This window comes from Actinocorallia sp. B10E7 (genome assembly GCF_039871655.1).
Lineage (GTDB): Bacteria > Actinomycetota > Actinomycetes > Streptosporangiales > Streptosporangiaceae > Actinocorallia.
Genome location: NZ_JBDPLZ010000006.1, coordinates 189817 through 206236, shown reverse-complemented (window position 1 = coordinate 206236; position 16420 = coordinate 189817). Strand labels below are relative to the sequence as shown.

Sequence of the window (16420 nt, the reverse complement as noted above, 5' to 3'; positions counted from 1 at the left end):
AAGGGACCACCGGCTGATGAGCGTTACCTACCGTGTCAACGGCGGCAAGCAGTTGCAGGGCACCGTGTTCATCCAGGGGGCCAAGAACTCGGCGCTGCCCATGATCGGTGCGGCGCTGATGGCGTCCAAGGGACGCACGGTCCTGCGCAACATCCCGATCATCGAGGACGTGCGGCGGGCGGTCGAGCTCGCCCAGGCCGTCGGGGCCAAGGCGGATCTGCACGAGGCCGAGCGCACGCTGGTGATCGACGCCTCGGAGCTGAGCAGCCCGGTGCTGCCCGCGGACATCGCCGCGCGCTTCCGCGGCTCCTTCCTGTTCGTGCCCGCCCTGCTGCACCGGCTCGGCGAGGCGGTGATCGAGGGCGTCGGCGGCTGCAACCTGGGCAGCCGGAACCTCGACTTCCATTACAACGGCTTCAAGCGCATGGGCGCGACGGTCACCGAGCACGACACCGACAGCGCGGACGGCGGCTACATCCACGTCAAGGTGGGCCAGTTGCAGGCCGGCACGCTGTACTGCGACACCCCCTCGCACACCGGCACCGAGAACCTCGTCATGGCCGGCGCGCTGGCCAACGGCACCACGCTGATCAAGAACTGCGCGCTGGAGCCGGAGGTCCTGGACAACATCGACTTCCTGCAGCGCATGGGCGCGCAGATCGAGGGCGGCGGCACCGGTTTCATCCGGGTCACCGGCGTGGAGGAGCTCACCGCGGTCGAGCACACCGTGATGCCGGACCGCATCGACGCGGGCGTGCTGGTCATGGCCTGCGCCATCACCGGCGGCGAGGTCAGCCTGGTCGGCGCGGAGCTGGAGCACCTGGGCGTCGCGGTCGACAAGCTCGAGCAGATGGGCGTGGAGTTCAGCCAGCAGGGCGCGGTGCTGCAGGTGCGGCGCGAGCGTCCGCTGCGGCCGATCAATGTCATCACCGACGAGTACCCGGGCTTCGCCACCGACCTCCAGTCGCCGATCATGGCGCTGGCCACCCAGGCGGTGGGCGAGTCCTACATCTACGAGCGCATCTTCGACAGCCGCTTCCAGCTCGCCGAAGAGCTGATCAAGATGGGCGCCTCCATCGAGGTGGCCGGCAACCAGCGGGCCAAGGTCTACGGCGCGACACCGCTGCGCGGGGCCAAGACCATCGCGCACGACCTGCGCTCGGGCGCGGCGCTGGTGCTGGCCGGGCTCGCCGCCGAGGGCGAGACCGAGATCAGCCAGGCCTACTACATCGACCGCGGCCACTCGAACTTCGCCGAGAGGCTCACCGCGCTGGGCGCGGATGTGCACCGCGAAACGGTCTGAAGAGACCGGATTCGGTCACCCTTCCGGCAGGCTACAAACCCCTGAAAGCCCTTCACAGCCCATGATCCGCCCTTTAAGGTGCGAGTTCATGGGCTGTGTGTGCTGACCGGAACCTGACCTCTCGGTAAGGAATTTCTGTCCACCCCTGTCCTTAGGTTACTTTTTCGCCGCACTCTTGATTCGGTTTCGCGTCAGAGAGTCACATCTTCGGGTGGATATGTGATCCGCCCGAAGAGGATGGAGACGACCCGCGTCAGCGGGCCAGTTGAACAAGGGCAACGTGGGCGGCCGAGAGGCAGGGGCGAGAGCCATGAGTGGACCACGGGCGGGTTCGATGACCCCGGACCTGACCATCGGCGTCGTCGGCCCGCATGATCTCGTCGAGCGCGTCATGCTGATGGGGCACGGCCCCACCCCGGTGCCGAGCCGCCTCGTGGCGGCCGCCTACCGGGACGAGCAGGAGGCGGCGGACAAGGTCGTGCGGCTGGGCTCGGGCGTGGACGTCTGCCTGTTCGCCAGCCCCGTCCCCTATGATTTCGCGCGCAAGGCCGGGGTCCTCACCATGCCGGCGACGTACGTGCCGCTCAACGGAGCGGCCCTGCAGGGTGCGCTGCTGCGGGCCTCGCTGGACGAGCGCTTCGACCCCTCCAAGGTGAGCATCGACGTGCTGGGGCGCGGTGAGGTCGAGGAGGCCTTCGGCGAGGTCGGCCTGCCCGTCGAGCAGGTGCACCTGCGCGAGGAGGTGGCCGGGCCCGGCACGCTCGCCGCCTTCCACGAGCGCCTGTGGCGCCGCGGCCTGACCAGCGTCGCGCTCACCTGCGTGCACGCCACCGCCGAGCGCATGGAGCTGGCGGGCGTGCCGACCCTGCGGATCCGCCCGACCGGCGCGGCCATCCGCAGCTCGCTGCAGACCGCCGCGCTGCTGGGCGCCCACAACCGGCTGGAGGAGTCCCAGCTCGTCGTGGTGCTGGTGGACGTGCCCACGCTGCGCGAGTCGCCGCGCCGGGCCACCCCCCGTTACTGGCGGGAGGAGCTCAAGCTGGCGCTGCACCGGATGCTGCTGCAGGAGGCGCACCGGATGAACGCCGCGGTGTGGCCGCTGGACGACCACAGCTATCTCGTCACCGCGACCCGCGGGTCGGTCTCCTCCGGCACCGAGGGCTTCCGCACGCCCCCGTTCGTCGAGCGGGCGCGCGAGGAGCTCGGGCTGGTGGTCGAGGTGGGCATCGGCATGGGCCGCACCGCCCAGGAGGCCGAGACCCACGCCAGGGCCGCGCTGGCCCGTTCGCAGACCTCCCAGCGGGCGCAGGGCTTCGCGCTCGACCGCGACGGCAGGGCGCTGGTCCCCGCCCCTCGACAGCCGGTGCGCGGCGGCGCCCAGCAGGCCAAGCCCAAGGGTCTGGAGATTTTGTCGCGATTGGCCGATAAACTCGGTGATCAGGGTGATACGGGAGCCCCGCTGATCGTGGACGCGGAGAACGCCGGACGTATGTTGGGCGTCACACCCCGGACCGCTCGCCGGTTGTTGCGAACTTTGGTCGAAGAGGGCCTGGCCTGGCCTCTTCCGCCGAATCGCACCCCTCAGCCGGGGCGTCCCCGTCAGCTCTACCGGCTGATAGTGGAGAAGCTGGGCCCCGGAAAAACAGCCGGGTAACCGGCTGTTAATCGGAAAAGACTAAAATTCCCCGCAACCAGTGCACAACGGCGTGCGTCTCATACTGCGATTGCGCGTGGTTGGAGGACTTGGCGTGGAAAGCGTATGGACAGTACCCGGGTACCGGCACATTCGTGAGCTCGGCACCGGTGTGTCCGGACGGGTCTTCATGGCCGAGCACATCGAGTCCGGCATCAACGTCGCCATCAAGTACCTGACCCCCGAACTCGCCCTCGACCCGGTCTTCGTCACCCGCTTCCGCGACGAGGCCCGGCTCCTGTCCGAGCTCGAGGACCCGCACCTGGTGCAGTTCTTCGAGTACGTCGAGACGTCCACCCGGGCGGCCGTCGTGATGGAGCTGGTCGACGGGGTGAGCCTGTCCCAGATCCTGGCCGACTCCGGGCCGCTGGAGCCCGAGGCCGCGCTGGTCGTGCTCAAGGGCTCGCTGCTCGGCCTGGCCGCCGCGCACGCCTCCGGCGTCGTGCACCGCGACTGCAAGCCCGGCAACGTGCTGGTCGACGGCGAGGGCAACAGCCTGCTGTCGGACTTCGGCGTCGCCGTCCAGGCCGGCGAGGAGATGCGGGCCGTCGGGACGCCCGCCTACATGCCGCCCGAGCAGTGGGCCGGCGCACCCGCGGCGCCCTCCGCCGACGTGTACGCGATCACGGCCGTCTGCTACGAGTGCCTGACGGGCCACCGCCCCTACCAGGCCGGGACGCTGGGGGCGCTGGAGCTGGCGCACCAGAGCCTGCCCGTCCCGGTGGAGCACGTGCCGCCCGGCCTGCGCGACCTCATCGAGGCGGGCATGTCCAAGGACGTGCGGGGCCGCCCGCAGAGCGCGTTCGCCTACCTGCTCGAACTGGAGATGACGGCCGGGGCCGCCTACGGCGCCGACTGGGAGGACAGGGGCCGCGACCTCCTCAAGGCCCGCGCGCTCGCACTGGCGCTGCTGTTCCCCGTCACCCGGCCCTCCTACGAGCCGAGCACCGAGGCCCTCACCACCGTCCTGGACGCGCCGTCGCCGCGGCAGTCCCCCGGATACCGGCCGAGCCCCCGTCTGGGGCTGCTGGCCACCGCGGCCGGAGCCGTCATGGCGCTGGTCGCCACCAGCGCGCTCCTGGCGTTCAACGCGTCCGACCGCGACAACGTCGTCCAGCAGGCGGCTCCCGCGACCCAGGCGTCGCCGACCGCGCAGACCGGCGGCGAGCTGCCGACCGGCAAACCGGACAAGAAGATCAAGCCGGTGGGGGCGAGGCCCTCCATCACCGTGACGGTCACGGCCTCGCCCTCGGACGCGCCGGCGTCGCCGAGCAAGCCGGTCAAGCCCAGCGCGTCGCCGTCCGAGACGGACTCCGCCGACCCGGATGAGGAGAAGCCGGAGAAGCCGACTCCGACGAAGAAGCCCACGAAGCCCGCCGAGCCGACCGAGGAGCCGACCGAGGAGCCGACGGTCCCGCAGGAGCCGACGGTGCCCGCCGAGCCGACCGAGGATCCGGTCACGCCCCCGGCGGACCCGGTGGCCCCGGACGCCGGCGTGCCTGTTCAGCCTCAGGGCCGCGTCGTCACGCGATGACGCCGGACGAGCCCGAGGCCACCCGCCGGGACCTCCCCCCGGACGTGACGTGCCAGGACCCGGGCGGCCCCCGCCGTCCGCTGGACGCGCCTTCTTACGGGGAGGCGGTGACGCCTCCGGCGGGTTCGGCGGAGGACCTCCGCATCCGGTTGGGTACGGGCCGGGCCGAGCCCGGGATGTGGGATCCGTCGACGGTCACGCGGGCCCGGCGCCGCTCGCGGTCCGTCTCGTGGGCGGGCGTCCTGGTCTCCCTGGCGGTCGTCGGCGGGGTCCTGTACTGGATCCAGGCGCGCGAGCAGGCCGCCCTGCGGGTGACGAAGGTGGTGGTCGAAGCCCCCGAGGGAGTGCTGGCCTGCGACAGGGCCACCCGGTCCCGCACGGTGCGGCTGACCGCGACGCTCACCCTGGACGGCGGCTCCGGCGAGGTCCGCTACCGCTGGCGCCAGAGCGACAGCGGCCCGGGCCCCTTGGCGGTGGCGAAGGTGCCAGCCGGGCAGAAGGCCCTCGTGGTGCCGCTCAACTGGCACGTGAGCGGCTCCGGGCGCGCCAGGCTCACCGGGACCTTCGAGCTGAGCTCACCGGCCGCACAGGAGGCCTCAGCCTCTTTCGAATACTCCTGCCGCTGATTTCGCGACGGACAGGAAGGCGTCGTTCTCCTCCGGCGAGCCGATGGAGACGCGCGCGCCCTCGCCGGGGAACGGCCGGACGCTCACGCCGGCGGCCTCGCAGAGGGCGGCGAACTCCAGGGTGCGCTCGCCGAGCCGGAGCCAGACGAAGTTCGCCTGGGACGGGCCGACCTTCCAGCCGTGGTCGCGCAGCGCGGTCAGGACGCGGTCGCGCTCCTCGACCGTGACGGAGACGCGTTCGAGGAGCTCGTCCTCGGCCCGCAGGGACGCGATGGCGGCGACCTGGGCGAGGCTGTTCACGCTGAACGTCAGGTACACCTTGCGGATGGCCGCGGCGACGACCGGGTGGGCCACCAGGAACCCGACGCGCAGCCCGGCCAGCCCGTAGGCCTTGGAGAACGTCCGCAGCACCGCGACGTTCGGGCGGGACGGGTAGATCTCCAGCCCGTCGGGCACGTCCGCGTCGGTCCGGTACTCGCGGTAGGCCTCGTCGAGGACGACCAGGACGTCGTCGGGCACGCGGTCGAGGAACGCCTCGAGTTCGGCGCGCCGGACCACCTCGCCGGTCGGGTTGTTGGGGTTGCAGACGAGGATCATCCGGGTCGCCGGGGTGATCGCGGCGAGCATGGCGTCCAGGTCGTGGGTCTCGTCCTCGCGCAGCGGGATCTTCACGGAGGTGACGCCGGACAGGTCGGCGAGCAGCGGGTAGGCCTCGAACGACCGCCAGGCGTAGATCACTTCGGCGCCGGGTTCGCCGACCGCCTCGAAGAGGTGCTGGGCGACGCCGACCGAGCCGCAGCCGACCGCGACGTGGTCCTCGGGCACGCCGAAGTGCCGGGCGATCTCGGAGATGAGGTCGGTGCAGGCGTTGTCGGGGTAGCGGTGGATCGTCTGCGCGGCCTCGGCGATCGTGGCGAGGACGGAGGGGAGCGGCCCGTAGGGCGACTCGTTGGAGGAGAGCTTGAAGGAGCGTCCGTCGGGGGCGGTGACCCTTCGGCCCGGCTTGTACTCCTGGAAACGGTCGAGGACCGACCTGAATCGCGGGCTCATCTCGTCTCTTCCTCTCACAGCCATCCCTAACACGATATGCCGGGAAAGCCCGGTCAAAGACCGGGTCTCAGCATCGGCGGGTGCAGCTGCACCGCGCTCCCCCGCCGGAACAGCTGGGCCGGCCGCCCTCCGTCCCGGGTCGTGGTCTCCCCGGTCGGGACCAGGAACCTGTCCGCCCCCGTCACCTTGCGGTGGAAGTTCCGCGGGTCCAGCGGGACACCCCAGACGATCTCGTAGACCCGGCGCAGCTCCGCCACCGTGAACTCCGGCGGGCAGAACGTCGCCGCCAGCGAGGTGTACTCCAGCTTGGACCTGGCCCGCTCGACGCCTTCGCGCAGTATCCGCCGGTGGTCGAAGGCGTTCTCCTCGCGCTCCAGCAGCACGTCCACGGGCTTCCACGTCACCTGGGCGCGGGACGACGCCGGCAGGTGCGGGGCCAGCCCCAGGTACGTCACGCTGACCACGCGCTGGCGGGGGTCGCGGTCGGGGTAGCCGAAGGTGGCGAGCTGCTCCAGATGGATCCGGACGTCGGCGAGCCCGGCCTTCTCGACCATGAGGCGGGCCGCCGCGACCGGGAGGTCCTCGTCGAGCTGGATGAAGCCGCCCGGCAGGGACCAGCAGTCCTTGTAGGGCTCATGGTCCCGCATCCAGGTCAGCGCGCACAGCTTCTGCTCCCGCACGGTGAGGACGACGAGATCGACCGTGAGCGCGACCCTGGGCACTGACATGCACAGAACCTATCCGGTGGGAACGGCCGCGGGGGCCGCGTCGGGAAGGAGCGGGGACGTCAGGCCCAGGACCGTCCGGTGAGCCGCTCGTAGGCCTCGACGTACTTGGCCCGGGTCTGCTCGACGATGTGCTCGGGCAGCGCGGGCGGCTCGGCGCCCGAGGCCGGGTCCCAGCCGGATTCGGGAGAGACCAGCCAGTCCCGGACGAACTGCTTGTCGAAGGACTTCTGGGAGCGGCCGGGCTCCCAGTCGTCGGCGGGCCAGAACCGGGAGGAGTCGGGGGTGAGCACCTCGTCGCCCAGGATCAACCCGCCGTCCCGCAGCCCCAGCTCGATCTTGGTGTCGGCGACGATCACGCCGCGCTCCCGGCCGATCTCGGCGCCGCGCCGGTAGACCTCCAGGGTGATGTCGCGCAGCTTCGCGGCGAGCTCCGCGCCGACGGCCCGCTCGACCTCGGGGAAGGTCATCGGCTCGTCGTGCGCGCCGACCGCGGCCTTGGTCGTCGGGGTGAAGACCGGCTCGGGCAGCCGGGACCCGTCCACCAGGCCCTCGGGCAGCGCGACCCCGCACACCGAGCCGCTCCGGCGGTACTCCTTGAGCCCGCCGCCGGTCAGGTACCCGCGCGCCACGCACTCGACGGGCACCATGTCGAGCTTCCTGACGACGACGGCCCGACCCGCCCACTCCTTCGGCGCGCCCTCGGGCAGCTCGGTGGAGACCACGTGGTTGGGGACGACGTCGGCGAGCTGCTCGAACCACCACAGGGACAGCTGCGTGAGCACCTTGCCCTTGTCGGGGATCGGCGTGCTCAGCACGTAGTCATAGGCCGAGATCGAGTCGCGCGCGACGATGAGGAGCTCACCGTCCGGCAGCTCGTAGAGATCACGGACCTTGCCGCTGTGCAGGTGCTTCACGCCTTGTACTCCAGAACTTCCACCGGATCGCCGACCTTGAGGTTACCGGTCACGCGGGGGATCGCGTTCTGCCCGAACATCGCCTGCCGCCGTCCCTCGTAGTGCCGCGCCCGGTAGGCCGCGAGCGTGGCCAGCGGTTCCCGCCCCTTCTCACCGGTCTCCTGGTCCACGGTGGTGATCGCGCACCGGCCGCACGGCTTGACGATCTCGATCTCCGTCTCCCCGACCCGCAGCCGCCTGACGCCGTCCTCCTCGAACGCCCCCAGCCCCGAGAACACCAGGTTCGGCCGGAACCGGTCCATCGGCACGGCCTCGTCCAGCCGCCCGTTGAGATCGTCCAGCGACTCCTGCGAGACCACCAGCAGCGGATACCCGTCCGCGAAGGCCAGCTCGCCCCCGCCCCGCCCCGTGGCACGACTCCCCGTGAACCGCACCAGCCGGCACTCCGTCCCCAGGAATCCGGAGAAATAAGCCGCGGCCTCGTCCCCCTGGTCCACTCCCAGACAGGACGCCTTGTGGACGGTGACCTCGCGTACCTCGCCGTCGTCCACAGGCTTGTGGACGAACCCGTTGACGCTCAGCACCTCGCCGTCGTACGCCGTCCGCAACAGCGCCATCCGGGGGTGCCTCCGCTGCGACAGGAACACCCCCCGGTCGTCCACCAGCATGAACTCACGATCATGGGCCAGCCCCTTGTCCGTCAGCACCGCCTCGTCCACCCCGGTCCCCGAAGCGCTCTTCAGCGGATGCACGTTCAACGCGACCAGCCTGATCATCTGCGGCCCTCTCCTCCGGCCCTCCGGGCGGCCACTCCGCCGACCCTCACAAAGTAGTCGACCGGCCGCCCGCCCCTCGGCCCGGAGGCGGGCCGGGTCAGAGCCAGCCGTTGCGGCGGAAGCCCCGGTACAGCAGCAGGCAGCCGGTGGCGATGACGGTGATGACGGTGGGGTAGCTGTAGGCCCAGCCCAGCTCGGGCATGTGCTCGAAGTTCATGCCGTAGATCCCCGCGATGGCGGTGGGGAGCATGAGGATCGCGCCCCAGGCGGAGATCTTGCGCATGTCCTGGTTGTCGCCGACCGTCACCTGGGTCATGTGGGCCTGCAGGATCGGGTTCAGCAGCTCGTCGCAGGCGTCGACCTGCTCGCGGACGCGGGTGAGGTGGTCCTCGACGTCGCGCAGGTACTCGCGGATCTCGTGCGGGATCGTACGGCGGTTGCACAGGGTGCGCAGCGGGCCCGCGAGGGGGCCGACGGCGCGCTTGAGCTGGATCGTCTCGCGCTTGAGGTGGTAGATGCGGTTGGTGTCGTTGGTCCGCTCGGGGGAGAAGACCGACTCCTCGACCTCGTCCACGTCCTGCTGGACCGCCTCGGCCACCGACAGGTAGCCGTCCACGACCCGGTCGGCCACCGCGTGCAGGACGCTGGTGGGGCCCAGGGCCAGACGCTCGGGGTCGGCCTCCAGTCGGCGGCGGACGGACGCCAGCTCGGCGTGGTCGCCGTGGCGGACCGTCACCACGAAGTCCGGGCCGCAGAAGACCATGATCTCGCCGGTCTCGACCGAGTCGACGCCGTCCGTGGCCACGTAGCCGACGGACTTGAGGACGAAGAACTGCATGTCCTCGTAGCGCTCCAGCTTGGGGCGCTGATGGGCGTTGATCGCGTCCTCGACGGCCAGCTCGGGCAGGCCGAACAGCTCGGCGAGCCGCTCCAGCTCGCTGGACTCGGGGTTGTGCAGGCCCACCCAGACAAACCCGGGCGACTCGGTGTCCTTGGGGACGAACAGCTCACCGTCGCGGACCAGGCGGATCGCGTCGGCCACGCTGTCGGTCACCACGCGCTGGCCGTCGATGTAGACGGCCCAGTCGATCACCGCGCTGCCGCGGCGGACCGGGTCGCAGGGGATGGGCTTGGGGCTGCGGCTGAACAAGGACAGACCGGGGCGCACTCGGGTCATGGCCATGGCGGGGCTCCTTCACGCAGGTTCGGGAGCCCGGCCGTGAACGCGTCACGTGATCAACGAAAAAAGCGGCGCTCGACCTCGCTTCAAGAGCTTCAGAGAAGGGAGCGCGACGCAGGCGTGACCGGACCCCTGGAAGAGGTGGACTGCGGATGATGAGGCATTTCGCTGGTACTGCATGGATCACCAGTACTCATCTCGGCCACCTCCTTTCACCTAGGGGACAGGACGCAAGACTTCTGCCAGGTTAGCAGCTGACACTTAAGACGTACCGGTCAACGTCAAGGTTCACACCTAAGGCGAGATAGGCTCAACTAACGTGCGCGTCCTTGTTCTCGGATCCGGCGGCCGCGAGCACGCCCTGGTCCGATCCCTTGCCCAAGACTCCTCCGTGACCGCGCTGTTCTGCGCGCCAGGCAACCCAGGAACGGCCGCGCTGGCCGAGAACCACGTCCTCGACCCCACCGACCCGCTCGCCGTGGTCGAGCTGGCCGTCCGGCTGAAGGTCAACCTCGTGGTCATCGGCCCCGAGGCCCCCCTGGTGGCAGGGGTCGCCGACGCCGTGCGCCGCGAGGGCATCCCCTGCTTCGGCCCCGACGCCGGACCGGCCCGCATCGAGGGCTCCAAGGCGTTCGCCAAGGAGATCATGCAGGCCGCCGGGGTGCCCACGGCCCGCGCGTTCGTGTGCGACGAGGCCGACCAGGTCGAGCAGGCCCTCGACGTCTTCGGCCCCCCGTACGTGGTCAAGGACGACGGGCTGGCGGCGGGCAAGGGCGTCGTCGTCACCGAGGACCGCGCCGTGGCGCTGGAGCACGCGCTGAGCTGCGACCGCGTGGTCATCGAGGAGTACCTGGACGGCCCCGAGCTGTCCCTGTTCGCGCTCTCCGACGGCGAACACGCCGTGCCGCTGCTGCCCGCGCAGGACTTCAAGCGCGCCCACGACGGCGACGAGGGCCCCAACACCGGCGGAATGGGCGCCTACACGCCCCTGCCGTGGATCCCCGAAGGCCTGGTCGACGAGGTCATGCGCACCGTCGTCCAGCCGACGATCGACGAGCTGCGCCGGCGCAACAGCCCGTACGTGGGCGTGCTCTACGCGGGTCTGGCGCTCACGTCGCGCGGCGTCCGGGTGATCGAGTTCAACGCCCGCTTCGGCGACCCGGAGACGCAGGTCGTCCTGGACCGGCTGGCCACCCCGCTGGGCCTGCTGATGCAGTCCTGCGCGATCGGCAACCTCGCCCCCGACACCAAGCTGGAGTGGAAGCCCGGCGCGGCCGTGACGGTCGTCGTGGCCGCCGAGAACTACCCGGCCGACCCGGCGAAGGGCGACGCCATCGAGGGCCTGAACGCCGCCGAAGACGTGGAGGGCGCGTACGTCCTGCACGCCGGCACCCGGTTCGACGAGAACGACATGCTCGTCAGCAGCGGAGGCCGCGTGCTGTCGGTGGTGGGCACCGGCGCGGACCTCGACGAGGCGCGTCACCGGGCCTACGAGGCGGTTTCGAGGATCTCGCTACGGGGCTCGCACCACCGCACGGACATCGCCCTCAAAGCGGCCGAGGGCCGTATCTGAGTTCGCGGAACAGGAAAAGGGCCCCGGTCGTGATCTACGACCGGGGCCCTTTTCCGTGGAGTCAGAAGAACACGGCCTCACGCGTCCGGTAACGCCGGGGCAGGGCCAGTCCCTGTTCTTCGGCGACGATGCGCAGACGATCCGGATAATCGGAGACGATCGCCGAAACTCCCATCCTGATGAATCGCTCCATCTCTTCGGGTTCGTTCACCGTCCACACCGTCACCGGCATTCCCAGCTCGGCGGATTCCCGCACCACGTCCTCGTCGAGAATCGTGTACTGCGGCGAGTAGACGGTCGCCCCGGCCGCGAAGGCGGAGGCCACGGGGCGGTCCGGGTCGCTTCCCGCGAGCCATTGCGGGTCGAGCGTCGGGGGCTCGGCCAGCGCCACCCGTCCCAGCCTCGGGGCGAGCCGCCGCGCGTGCTTGAGGAACCGCCAGTCGAAGCCCAGCAGCCGCGACCGGCTGAGCAGCCCGTGCTCGTTCAGCACCCCCGCCACCGCGGCCGTGAACTCCGCGACCTCGGCGTCGGCCCAGGACGGGTCGGTCTTCAGCTCCACGCAGAGCCGCACCGTGGGCGCGCACCGGATGAGCCGGCACACCTCCTGGAGCGTCGCGACGGGCGTCCCCGGCAGCGGGAGCTGCGTCAGCGTGAACGGGTCCAGCGGGTCGGGCCGCCGCACCCCGGAGTCCACGGTCCTGACCTGCGCCAGCGTCAGCTCCCGGATCCGCCGCCCCACGTAGGGCCACATCGGGTCGCCGGGCGAGACCGGTTCCCGGTCCACGGACGTCAGCGCGGAGAGCGTCTGGTCATGGTGCACGACGACCACCCCGTCGGCGGTCAGCCCCACGTCGAACTCGACGGCGTCCACTCCGACGGCCAGCGCGTGCGCGATGCCGGGCAGGGTGTTCTCGGGCCGCAGCCCACGCGCGCCCCGGTGGCCCTGGAGCTCCAGGCGACGCGAAGAAGAAATACGGAGAGTAATGGACCAGACCCCCGCTCAAACCGGTGGTTGTGGGAAGAACAACCCTCTGGCCACACAGGCTAGAGGCCCTTCCCAGACCCTCATGCCCGTGTTCACCGGATTGACCGGGCGTTGTGAGGCATCACACCCTCAACAGCCCCCAAAAGTTGGCCGACCTGGTGATCCGCTTCACCAAGCGACCTCGATGCCCCGCCTTTCTCCTCGTAGAGCGAAGAACCCCGCATCCATCAGTTCGCCGTGCAATCGCTGCGGCGGGAAGGGCCCGGCCAGGTAATCCGACAGAACGTGACTCTTCGATAGCGCAGATCGGGCCGCCGCCGTCGGGGAGGGACGCGCCGATCCCGCCGACGAAACGTGTCCCCCGCGCTCCGGCCGGTCACGGTCCGTGAGCACGATGCGGTGACCCGCCCGGCATCGGGACCCCGGCACGGGACCCCCGTCCCGGCGAATCGCCCCGGGCGAGGACGCGGGACCCGGGCGCCCGGGACGGCGCCGCTCCGATCATGGTGGAGCCGCCGGGGCCGTCCCGCGCGGCGAGAGGAGTCCTCCCATGCGCGTCCGCGTGAAGTCCGGAGCCGCCGCCCTGGCCGCGGCCCTCGCGGTCCCCGCCGTCGTGATCGGGCCCGCCGCCCCCGCCCACGCGGTGCCGGCCGACTGCACCACGCAGGTCACCGTGAGCCAGTACAAGCCGAACATCCCCAAGACGTCCGTGACGGTGCGGTGCGCCTCCGGAACCGGCCAGTACCGAGCCGTCGTGAAGTGCATCCGGTACGTGCCGCCCAACCTCTGGGTGAACAGCACGCTGTACGGCCCGTGGGCCACCGCGGGACCGAACACCTCCTCGACCACCGGATGCCTCGGCACCTACCTGAGCACCGCCGTCGAGTTCGCCTGAAGCCCTGCCCCACCACGGCGGCCGTCCCGCCCAAAGCGTGTTCCGACGGGACGGCCGTACAGCGAGCCCTTGTCGGCTTGGCCCGCCGACGCCCGTTCGAAGGAGGCGCGGCGGCTGGGATCCGGGGTGATGGAGATGCCCGGTTCGATTTCGGCGAGTGTCGCGACGTTCAGGAAGAGGCTCGTGGCAGGGGCGGAACGAGCTCAGGCCACGACGGCGGGAGACGGACGTGGGCGGGTGGTGGGTTCTGCCGCCACGTTCGTGCCGAGAAGGTAGATCACTGGCCGCTCGCGGCGTCGTCATAGGAACGTTCGCCGAACTCCAGTCCTTCGAACGGTGTGGAGAGAAGGAGGTCCAGGAAGCCGTCGTTCGCCATGGCGGCCCAACGTCGGAGGACTGCGGGTAGGGCGTCGAGGTCGGTGTCGGCGAGTTCGGCGTCGAAGTGTTCGCGCTGCTCCTCTGGCCGGGATTCCCTGATCTCCCTGATGGTCCGCAGGGAATGCCCGGGTTCAGGTCGATGGGGAGGCAGCGGTAGACCGGAAGCGGTGCTCATGATCTTCTCCCCTTCTCACCAGCCGTTCAGCGGTGGCTGTCCACCCGCCCTGGCGATCCACGACCCGGGCAAGGTTGTTCTCCTGTGCCGCGCGCCTGTCCCGAGGCGGACGGCGCCTGCGGCTCCGCCTCGCCAGGACCTGGTCCGGTCTGATCACCACCGCGATCACCCGGCTCCAAGCGCTGCCAGGCCTCTGCCGGCACCAACCACCCCGACCATCCGGGAAGGGGACCACCCGGGGCCGTGGAACCCCGCCCACCCGACGCGACAGTCGGGCCGACACGCTGACCCGCCATTGAAAACAAGAGTCGGTCAGGCCGCTACGCGATCTGACCGACCCCATGAAAGACCGAGGCTAGAGTGCGGCCGTGGACGTAGCGGTTGTACTGGGATTGCTCTCGCCTTTCGGGGGTTTCTTCCTGGGATTCATCGCTTGGCATCTCACCGGCAAGGGAGGGGAGCGCCTGCCAGAGCGGTTGCGACTCCCGCAGCGGCCGCGCGAGATCCTCGCTGTGATCGTCGGGATCGCGGTCTTCGCCGCGACGCCGCCGGGCGTTGTCGCGCTCTGCGCCGCAGTCCGGACGCCGGACACGCCGCTGGCCGGGGGTGGCTGCCCCGACGGCGGTTACTTCGCCGACGTCACCTTCATTGCCGAAGACGGCGTCATCCAGAACTCCTGCCTGCTCACCTACGGCTCGGTCGAGTTCCGCAACCAGAGCACCACCCAGACCGTCGGGCTCTGCATCGGCCGCGACGGCGTCTGCGACACCAGCCCCATGGTCCCGGGCGGCCTGAGAGGCGAGTTCGCGATCGAGCCCGGCGCATCCCGGACGGTAACTCTCCCGTTGGGCTCGGTCCTCTACTATCCCTCCTTCCGCAGCTACCGCTTCACCTTCACCACCCCACGCAGCCCGGCCTACGGCGACCTCAAGATCTGGCGGACCTACCCGGTCGACGACGGTGCCTGACCCGGCCTCCCGCTCCCGAACGTGAGGTGAGGAGCCTCAGGGTTCTTGGAGTCGCGGATGTCGATCTGTCCGGGGAGCGCGGCGGCTTCGACGCGCTGGCCACCGGTGTCACCGCTGTGGCTGCTCTTACGCCGCTGAGCCGCTGACAAGCCGCGTGTCATGGCGTGGCTGTCCTCACTGCTCGGAGCGAAGTCGCCCGACGAATGCGCGGAACGCTGAAGGGTTGAGTGAGAGATGGGGGACTCGGGGGTTCTTGGAGTCGCGGACCCCGATCTTTCCGGGGAGGGCTGCGAGTTCAACGCACTGGCCGCCGGTGTTGGTGCTGTAGCTACTCTTGCGCCACTGGACAACTGGCGGGGTGTGCTGGTTCATAGGGTGTCCCCAATCATGCGCAGCAGTTTCATGGATTCGGGAGCAGACATTGCAGCGCCCCTGATCAAACTAAATTGTAGTGCATAGCTCCTCACCCTTTCTGTCTGCCCGATGATCTCTCCGTCGGTATGTTTCTCGATGTAGACGGCGCTCGGCATGGAATCGAATTCCATGAGGGTGAACGCCCCGGGAAGGCCAGCGTACGAACCGGTGCTGGAAGGGATGATCTGCACGGTTATGTTGGGAGCATCGGCGAGCTCGGCCAGGTGGTAGAACTGGTTCTTGCGTAGTTGCTGATCGCCGATGGGACGGTGAAGCGCTGTTTCATCCAGGATGAGGACGATCTCTGGAGGAGATTCGCGTTCGAGGATCCGCTGGCGCTCCAGGCGGGTCGCGACGAGGTCTTCGATGACGTCAGGCCTTCGGCCTGGTTTGAGGATCTCATAGGCGTACTCAGGAGTCTGAAAGAGTCCTGTGATGACCATGTTCTCGAAGATATGCATTGTGCTGGCCTTGGCTTCTAGCGCCACGAAGCCTGGAAAGCCTGGAAAGTCAACGGTCTTTCCGGCTCGCTTGAGCTCTCTCCACATGGCATGGAAGGCGCCCGGCGTTTTGAAATAGGTGTCCAGGTCGATCGAAGTCGCCTCGGACGGGGGCCGTGCTCCCGTTTCGATCTTCTCGATCCACTGAGGTGAGCAGCCGAGTGCTTCGGCCAGCTTGGCGCGGGACAGGCCTGCCGCCTCCCGGTAAGCGCGCACTACCGCGCCGAACGCCCGGATCAGCGGATCGCGGGCCAGATCACCGTGTGCCATGGGGGTCCTCTGGTAGGTCCTGCGTGCCCGGGCAGGGAGCCTCCGGGTGTGACCGGTATGTAGCCGAGAGTATCCGCCCGTCACGATCCTGGTCCTCCGAACGGCGAAAGATGAGGAAGGGGCGACCGTGAGCGAGCACGTGCTGGAGGACCTGCGGAGACGTCACCCGGACTGGCGGATACGGGTGCTGCCGGAGGGCAGCTGGATGGCGACCCGTCGCTGCTGCTCCCTGACCGATGACGAGTTCACCGCAGGCCTGGCCTGCACCCTCATGGCCGGCTCGTCCGAGGACCTCCGCGATGAACTGGCCGAACAACGCCGCATCGAGGACGCCCTGCGCGAGCCGGTCCCCCGATCCGTCGAGAACCGCACATCCGGCATATAGCCGATGCTCCGCACGTATCGCCCTCCCGGGCCCGTACGCCCGGGAGGCCCCCGACGTCCTCACATCACGACCG

At 69.8% G+C, this 16420-nt stretch carries 18 protein-coding genes; 8 read left to right on the top strand and 10 right to left on the bottom strand.

The features are described 5' to 3' along the window. The first annotated feature begins 16 nt into the window (after window positions 1–16). The 4 genes from murA to ABGB12_RS22600 all read left to right on the top strand — a co-directional run bounded on the left by murA (window position 17) and on the right by ABGB12_RS22600 (window position 5156). Window positions 17–1303 (top strand): UDP-N-acetylglucosamine 1-carboxyvinyltransferase, encoded by a 1287-nt coding sequence (gene murA, locus ABGB12_RS22615; RefSeq protein WP_347681058.1) that lies wholly within the window; start codon window positions 17–19, stop codon window positions 1301–1303. Window positions 1304–1637: 334 nt separating this feature from the next. Beyond that, complete coding sequence (locus ABGB12_RS22610; protein WP_347681488.1) at window positions 1638–2957, top strand: transcriptional regulator; 1320 nt, start codon at window positions 1638–1640, stop codon at window positions 2955–2957. 94 nt (window positions 2958–3051) lie between these two features. Then, window positions 3052–4530 carry a protein kinase gene (locus ABGB12_RS22605; protein ID WP_347681056.1) on the top strand — a complete coding sequence of 493 codons (1479 nt, stop codon included), beginning with the start codon at window positions 3052–3054 and terminating at the stop codon, window positions 4528–4530. Then, window positions 4527–5156, top strand: a complete 630-nt coding sequence (locus ABGB12_RS22600; RefSeq protein ID WP_347681054.1) for a hypothetical protein — start codon at window positions 4527–4529, stop codon at window positions 5154–5156. Before ABGB12_RS22605 ends, ABGB12_RS22600 begins: the two co-directional genes overlap by 4 nt. On the opposite strand, the gene hisC is transcribed toward ABGB12_RS22600, so the two are convergent. The 5 genes from hisC to ABGB12_RS22575 form a co-directional block, all read right to left on the bottom strand. After that, complete coding sequence (gene hisC, locus ABGB12_RS22595; protein WP_347681052.1) at window positions 5127–6206, bottom strand: histidinol-phosphate transaminase; 1080 nt, start codon at window positions 6204–6206, stop codon at window positions 5127–5129. The two genes, ABGB12_RS22600 and hisC, sit on opposite strands and share 30 nt — an antisense overlap. Window positions 6207–6259: 53 nt before the next feature. Then, window positions 6260–6934, bottom strand: coding sequence for an NUDIX domain-containing protein (locus ABGB12_RS22590; protein ID WP_347681050.1), 675 nt, complete (start codon window positions 6932–6934; stop codon window positions 6260–6262). 59 nt (window positions 6935–6993) lie between these two features. Beyond that, window positions 6994–7848: a phosphoribosylaminoimidazolesuccinocarboxamide synthase gene (locus ABGB12_RS22585; RefSeq protein ID WP_347681048.1), complete on the bottom strand. Its 855-nt coding sequence runs from the start codon at window positions 7846–7848 to the stop codon at window positions 6994–6996. After that, window positions 7845–8624: an MOSC N-terminal beta barrel domain-containing protein gene (locus ABGB12_RS22580; protein WP_347681046.1), complete on the bottom strand. Its 780-nt coding sequence runs from the start codon at window positions 8622–8624 to the stop codon at window positions 7845–7847. Before ABGB12_RS22580 ends, ABGB12_RS22585 begins: the two co-directional genes overlap by 4 nt. Window positions 8625–8721: 97 nt before the next feature. Next, on the bottom strand, window positions 8722–9807 hold the full coding sequence (locus ABGB12_RS22575) for a magnesium and cobalt transport protein CorA (RefSeq protein ID WP_347681044.1): 1086 nt from the start codon (window positions 9805–9807) through the stop codon (window positions 8722–8724). A 316-nt stretch (window positions 9808–10123) separates the two neighbouring features. On the opposite strand from ABGB12_RS22575, the gene purD reads away from it, so the two are divergent. Further along, a complete protein-coding gene (gene purD, locus ABGB12_RS22570) occupies window positions 10124–11377 on the top strand; it encodes a phosphoribosylamine--glycine ligase (RefSeq protein WP_347681042.1) in 1254 nt (417 codons plus the stop codon). Window positions 11378–11438: 61 nt separating this feature from the next. Here purD and ABGB12_RS22565 read toward each other — a convergent pair whose 3' ends face one another. Further along, window positions 11439–12332, bottom strand: coding sequence for a glycerophosphodiester phosphodiesterase family protein (locus tag ABGB12_RS22565; protein ID WP_347681486.1), 894 nt, complete (start codon window positions 12330–12332; stop codon window positions 11439–11441). A 580-nt stretch (window positions 12333–12912) separates the two neighbouring features. On the opposite strand from ABGB12_RS22565, the gene ABGB12_RS22560 reads away from it, so the two are divergent. Beyond that, entirely contained in the window at window positions 12913–13257 is a 345-nt protein-coding gene (locus tag ABGB12_RS22560) for a hypothetical protein (protein ID WP_347681040.1), read from the top strand. A gap of 277 nt (window positions 13258–13534) precedes the next feature. Here the strand turns inward: ABGB12_RS22560 and ABGB12_RS22555 are convergent, their stop codons facing one another. Then, a complete protein-coding gene (locus ABGB12_RS22555; RefSeq protein WP_347681038.1) occupies window positions 13535–13810 on the bottom strand; it encodes a hypothetical protein in 276 nt (91 codons plus the stop codon). 368 nt (window positions 13811–14178) lie between these two features. Between ABGB12_RS22555 and ABGB12_RS22550 the strand changes: the two genes are divergently transcribed. Beyond that, entirely contained in the window at window positions 14179–14778 is a 600-nt protein-coding gene (locus tag ABGB12_RS22550; protein WP_347681036.1) for a hypothetical protein, read from the top strand. Here the strand turns inward: ABGB12_RS22550 and ABGB12_RS22545 are convergent. Genes ABGB12_RS22545 through ABGB12_RS22535 form a run of 3 tightly spaced genes read right to left on the bottom strand, consistent with a single transcriptional unit; the run spans window position 14754 to window position 15962 of the window. Continuing rightward, a complete protein-coding gene (locus ABGB12_RS22545; RefSeq protein ID WP_347681034.1) occupies window positions 14754–14939 on the bottom strand; it encodes a DUF397 domain-containing protein in 186 nt (61 codons plus the stop codon). The two genes, ABGB12_RS22550 and ABGB12_RS22545, sit on opposite strands and share 25 nt — an antisense overlap. Before the next feature lie 13 nt (window positions 14940–14952). Beyond that, window positions 14953–15150 carry a DUF397 domain-containing protein gene (locus ABGB12_RS22540; protein WP_347681031.1) on the bottom strand — a complete coding sequence of 66 codons (198 nt, stop codon included), beginning with the start codon at window positions 15148–15150 and terminating at the stop codon, window positions 14953–14955. Next, window positions 15147–15962: a helix-turn-helix transcriptional regulator gene (locus tag ABGB12_RS22535; RefSeq protein WP_347681029.1), complete on the bottom strand. Its 816-nt coding sequence runs from the start codon at window positions 15960–15962 to the stop codon at window positions 15147–15149. The genes ABGB12_RS22540 and ABGB12_RS22535 overlap by 4 nt, the downstream gene beginning before the upstream one ends. A 127-nt stretch (window positions 15963–16089) precedes the next feature. Here ABGB12_RS22535 and ABGB12_RS22530 point away from each other — a divergent pair, with 127 nt between their 5' ends. Then, a complete protein-coding gene (locus ABGB12_RS22530; protein ID WP_347681027.1) occupies window positions 16090–16347 on the top strand; it encodes a hypothetical protein in 258 nt (85 codons plus the stop codon). The last annotated feature ends 73 nt before the right edge of the window (window positions 16348–16420 follow it).

Coding starts and splice junctions, on each gene's coding strand:
- murA (WP_347681058.1), top strand. CDS start 17: ATGAGCGTTACCTACCGTGTCAACGGCGGCAAGCAGTTGCAGGGCACC.
- ABGB12_RS22610 (WP_347681488.1), top strand. CDS start 1,638: ATGACCCCGGACCTGACCATCGGCGTCGTCGGCCCGCATGATCTCGTC.
- ABGB12_RS22600 (WP_347681054.1), top strand. CDS start 4,527: ATGACGCCGGACGAGCCCGAGGCCACCCGCCGGGACCTCCCCCCGGAC.
- hisC (WP_347681052.1), bottom strand. CDS start 6,206: ATGAGCCCGCGATTCAGGTCGGTCCTCGACCGTTTCCAGGAGTACAAG.
- ABGB12_RS22590 (WP_347681050.1), bottom strand. CDS start 6,934: ATGTCAGTGCCCAGGGTCGCGCTCACGGTCGATCTCGTCGTCCTCACC.
- ABGB12_RS22580 (WP_347681046.1), bottom strand. CDS start 8,624: ATGATCAGGCTGGTCGCGTTGAACGTGCATCCGCTGAAGAGCGCTTCG.
- ABGB12_RS22575 (WP_347681044.1), bottom strand. CDS start 9,807: ATGGCCATGACCCGAGTGCGCCCCGGTCTGTCCTTGTTCAGCCGCAGC.
- ABGB12_RS22560 (WP_347681040.1), top strand. CDS start 12,913: ATGCGCGTCCGCGTGAAGTCCGGAGCCGCCGCCCTGGCCGCGGCCCTC.
- ABGB12_RS22555 (WP_347681038.1), bottom strand. CDS start 13,810: ATGAGCACCGCTTCCGGTCTACCGCTGCCTCCCCATCGACCTGAACCC.
- ABGB12_RS22545 (WP_347681034.1), bottom strand. CDS start 14,939: ATGACACGCGGCTTGTCAGCGGCTCAGCGGCGTAAGAGCAGCCACAGC.
- ABGB12_RS22540 (WP_347681031.1), bottom strand. CDS start 15,150: ATGAACCAGCACACCCCGCCAGTTGTCCAGTGGCGCAAGAGTAGCTAC.
- ABGB12_RS22535 (WP_347681029.1), bottom strand. CDS start 15,962: ATGGCACACGGTGATCTGGCCCGCGATCCGCTGATCCGGGCGTTCGGC.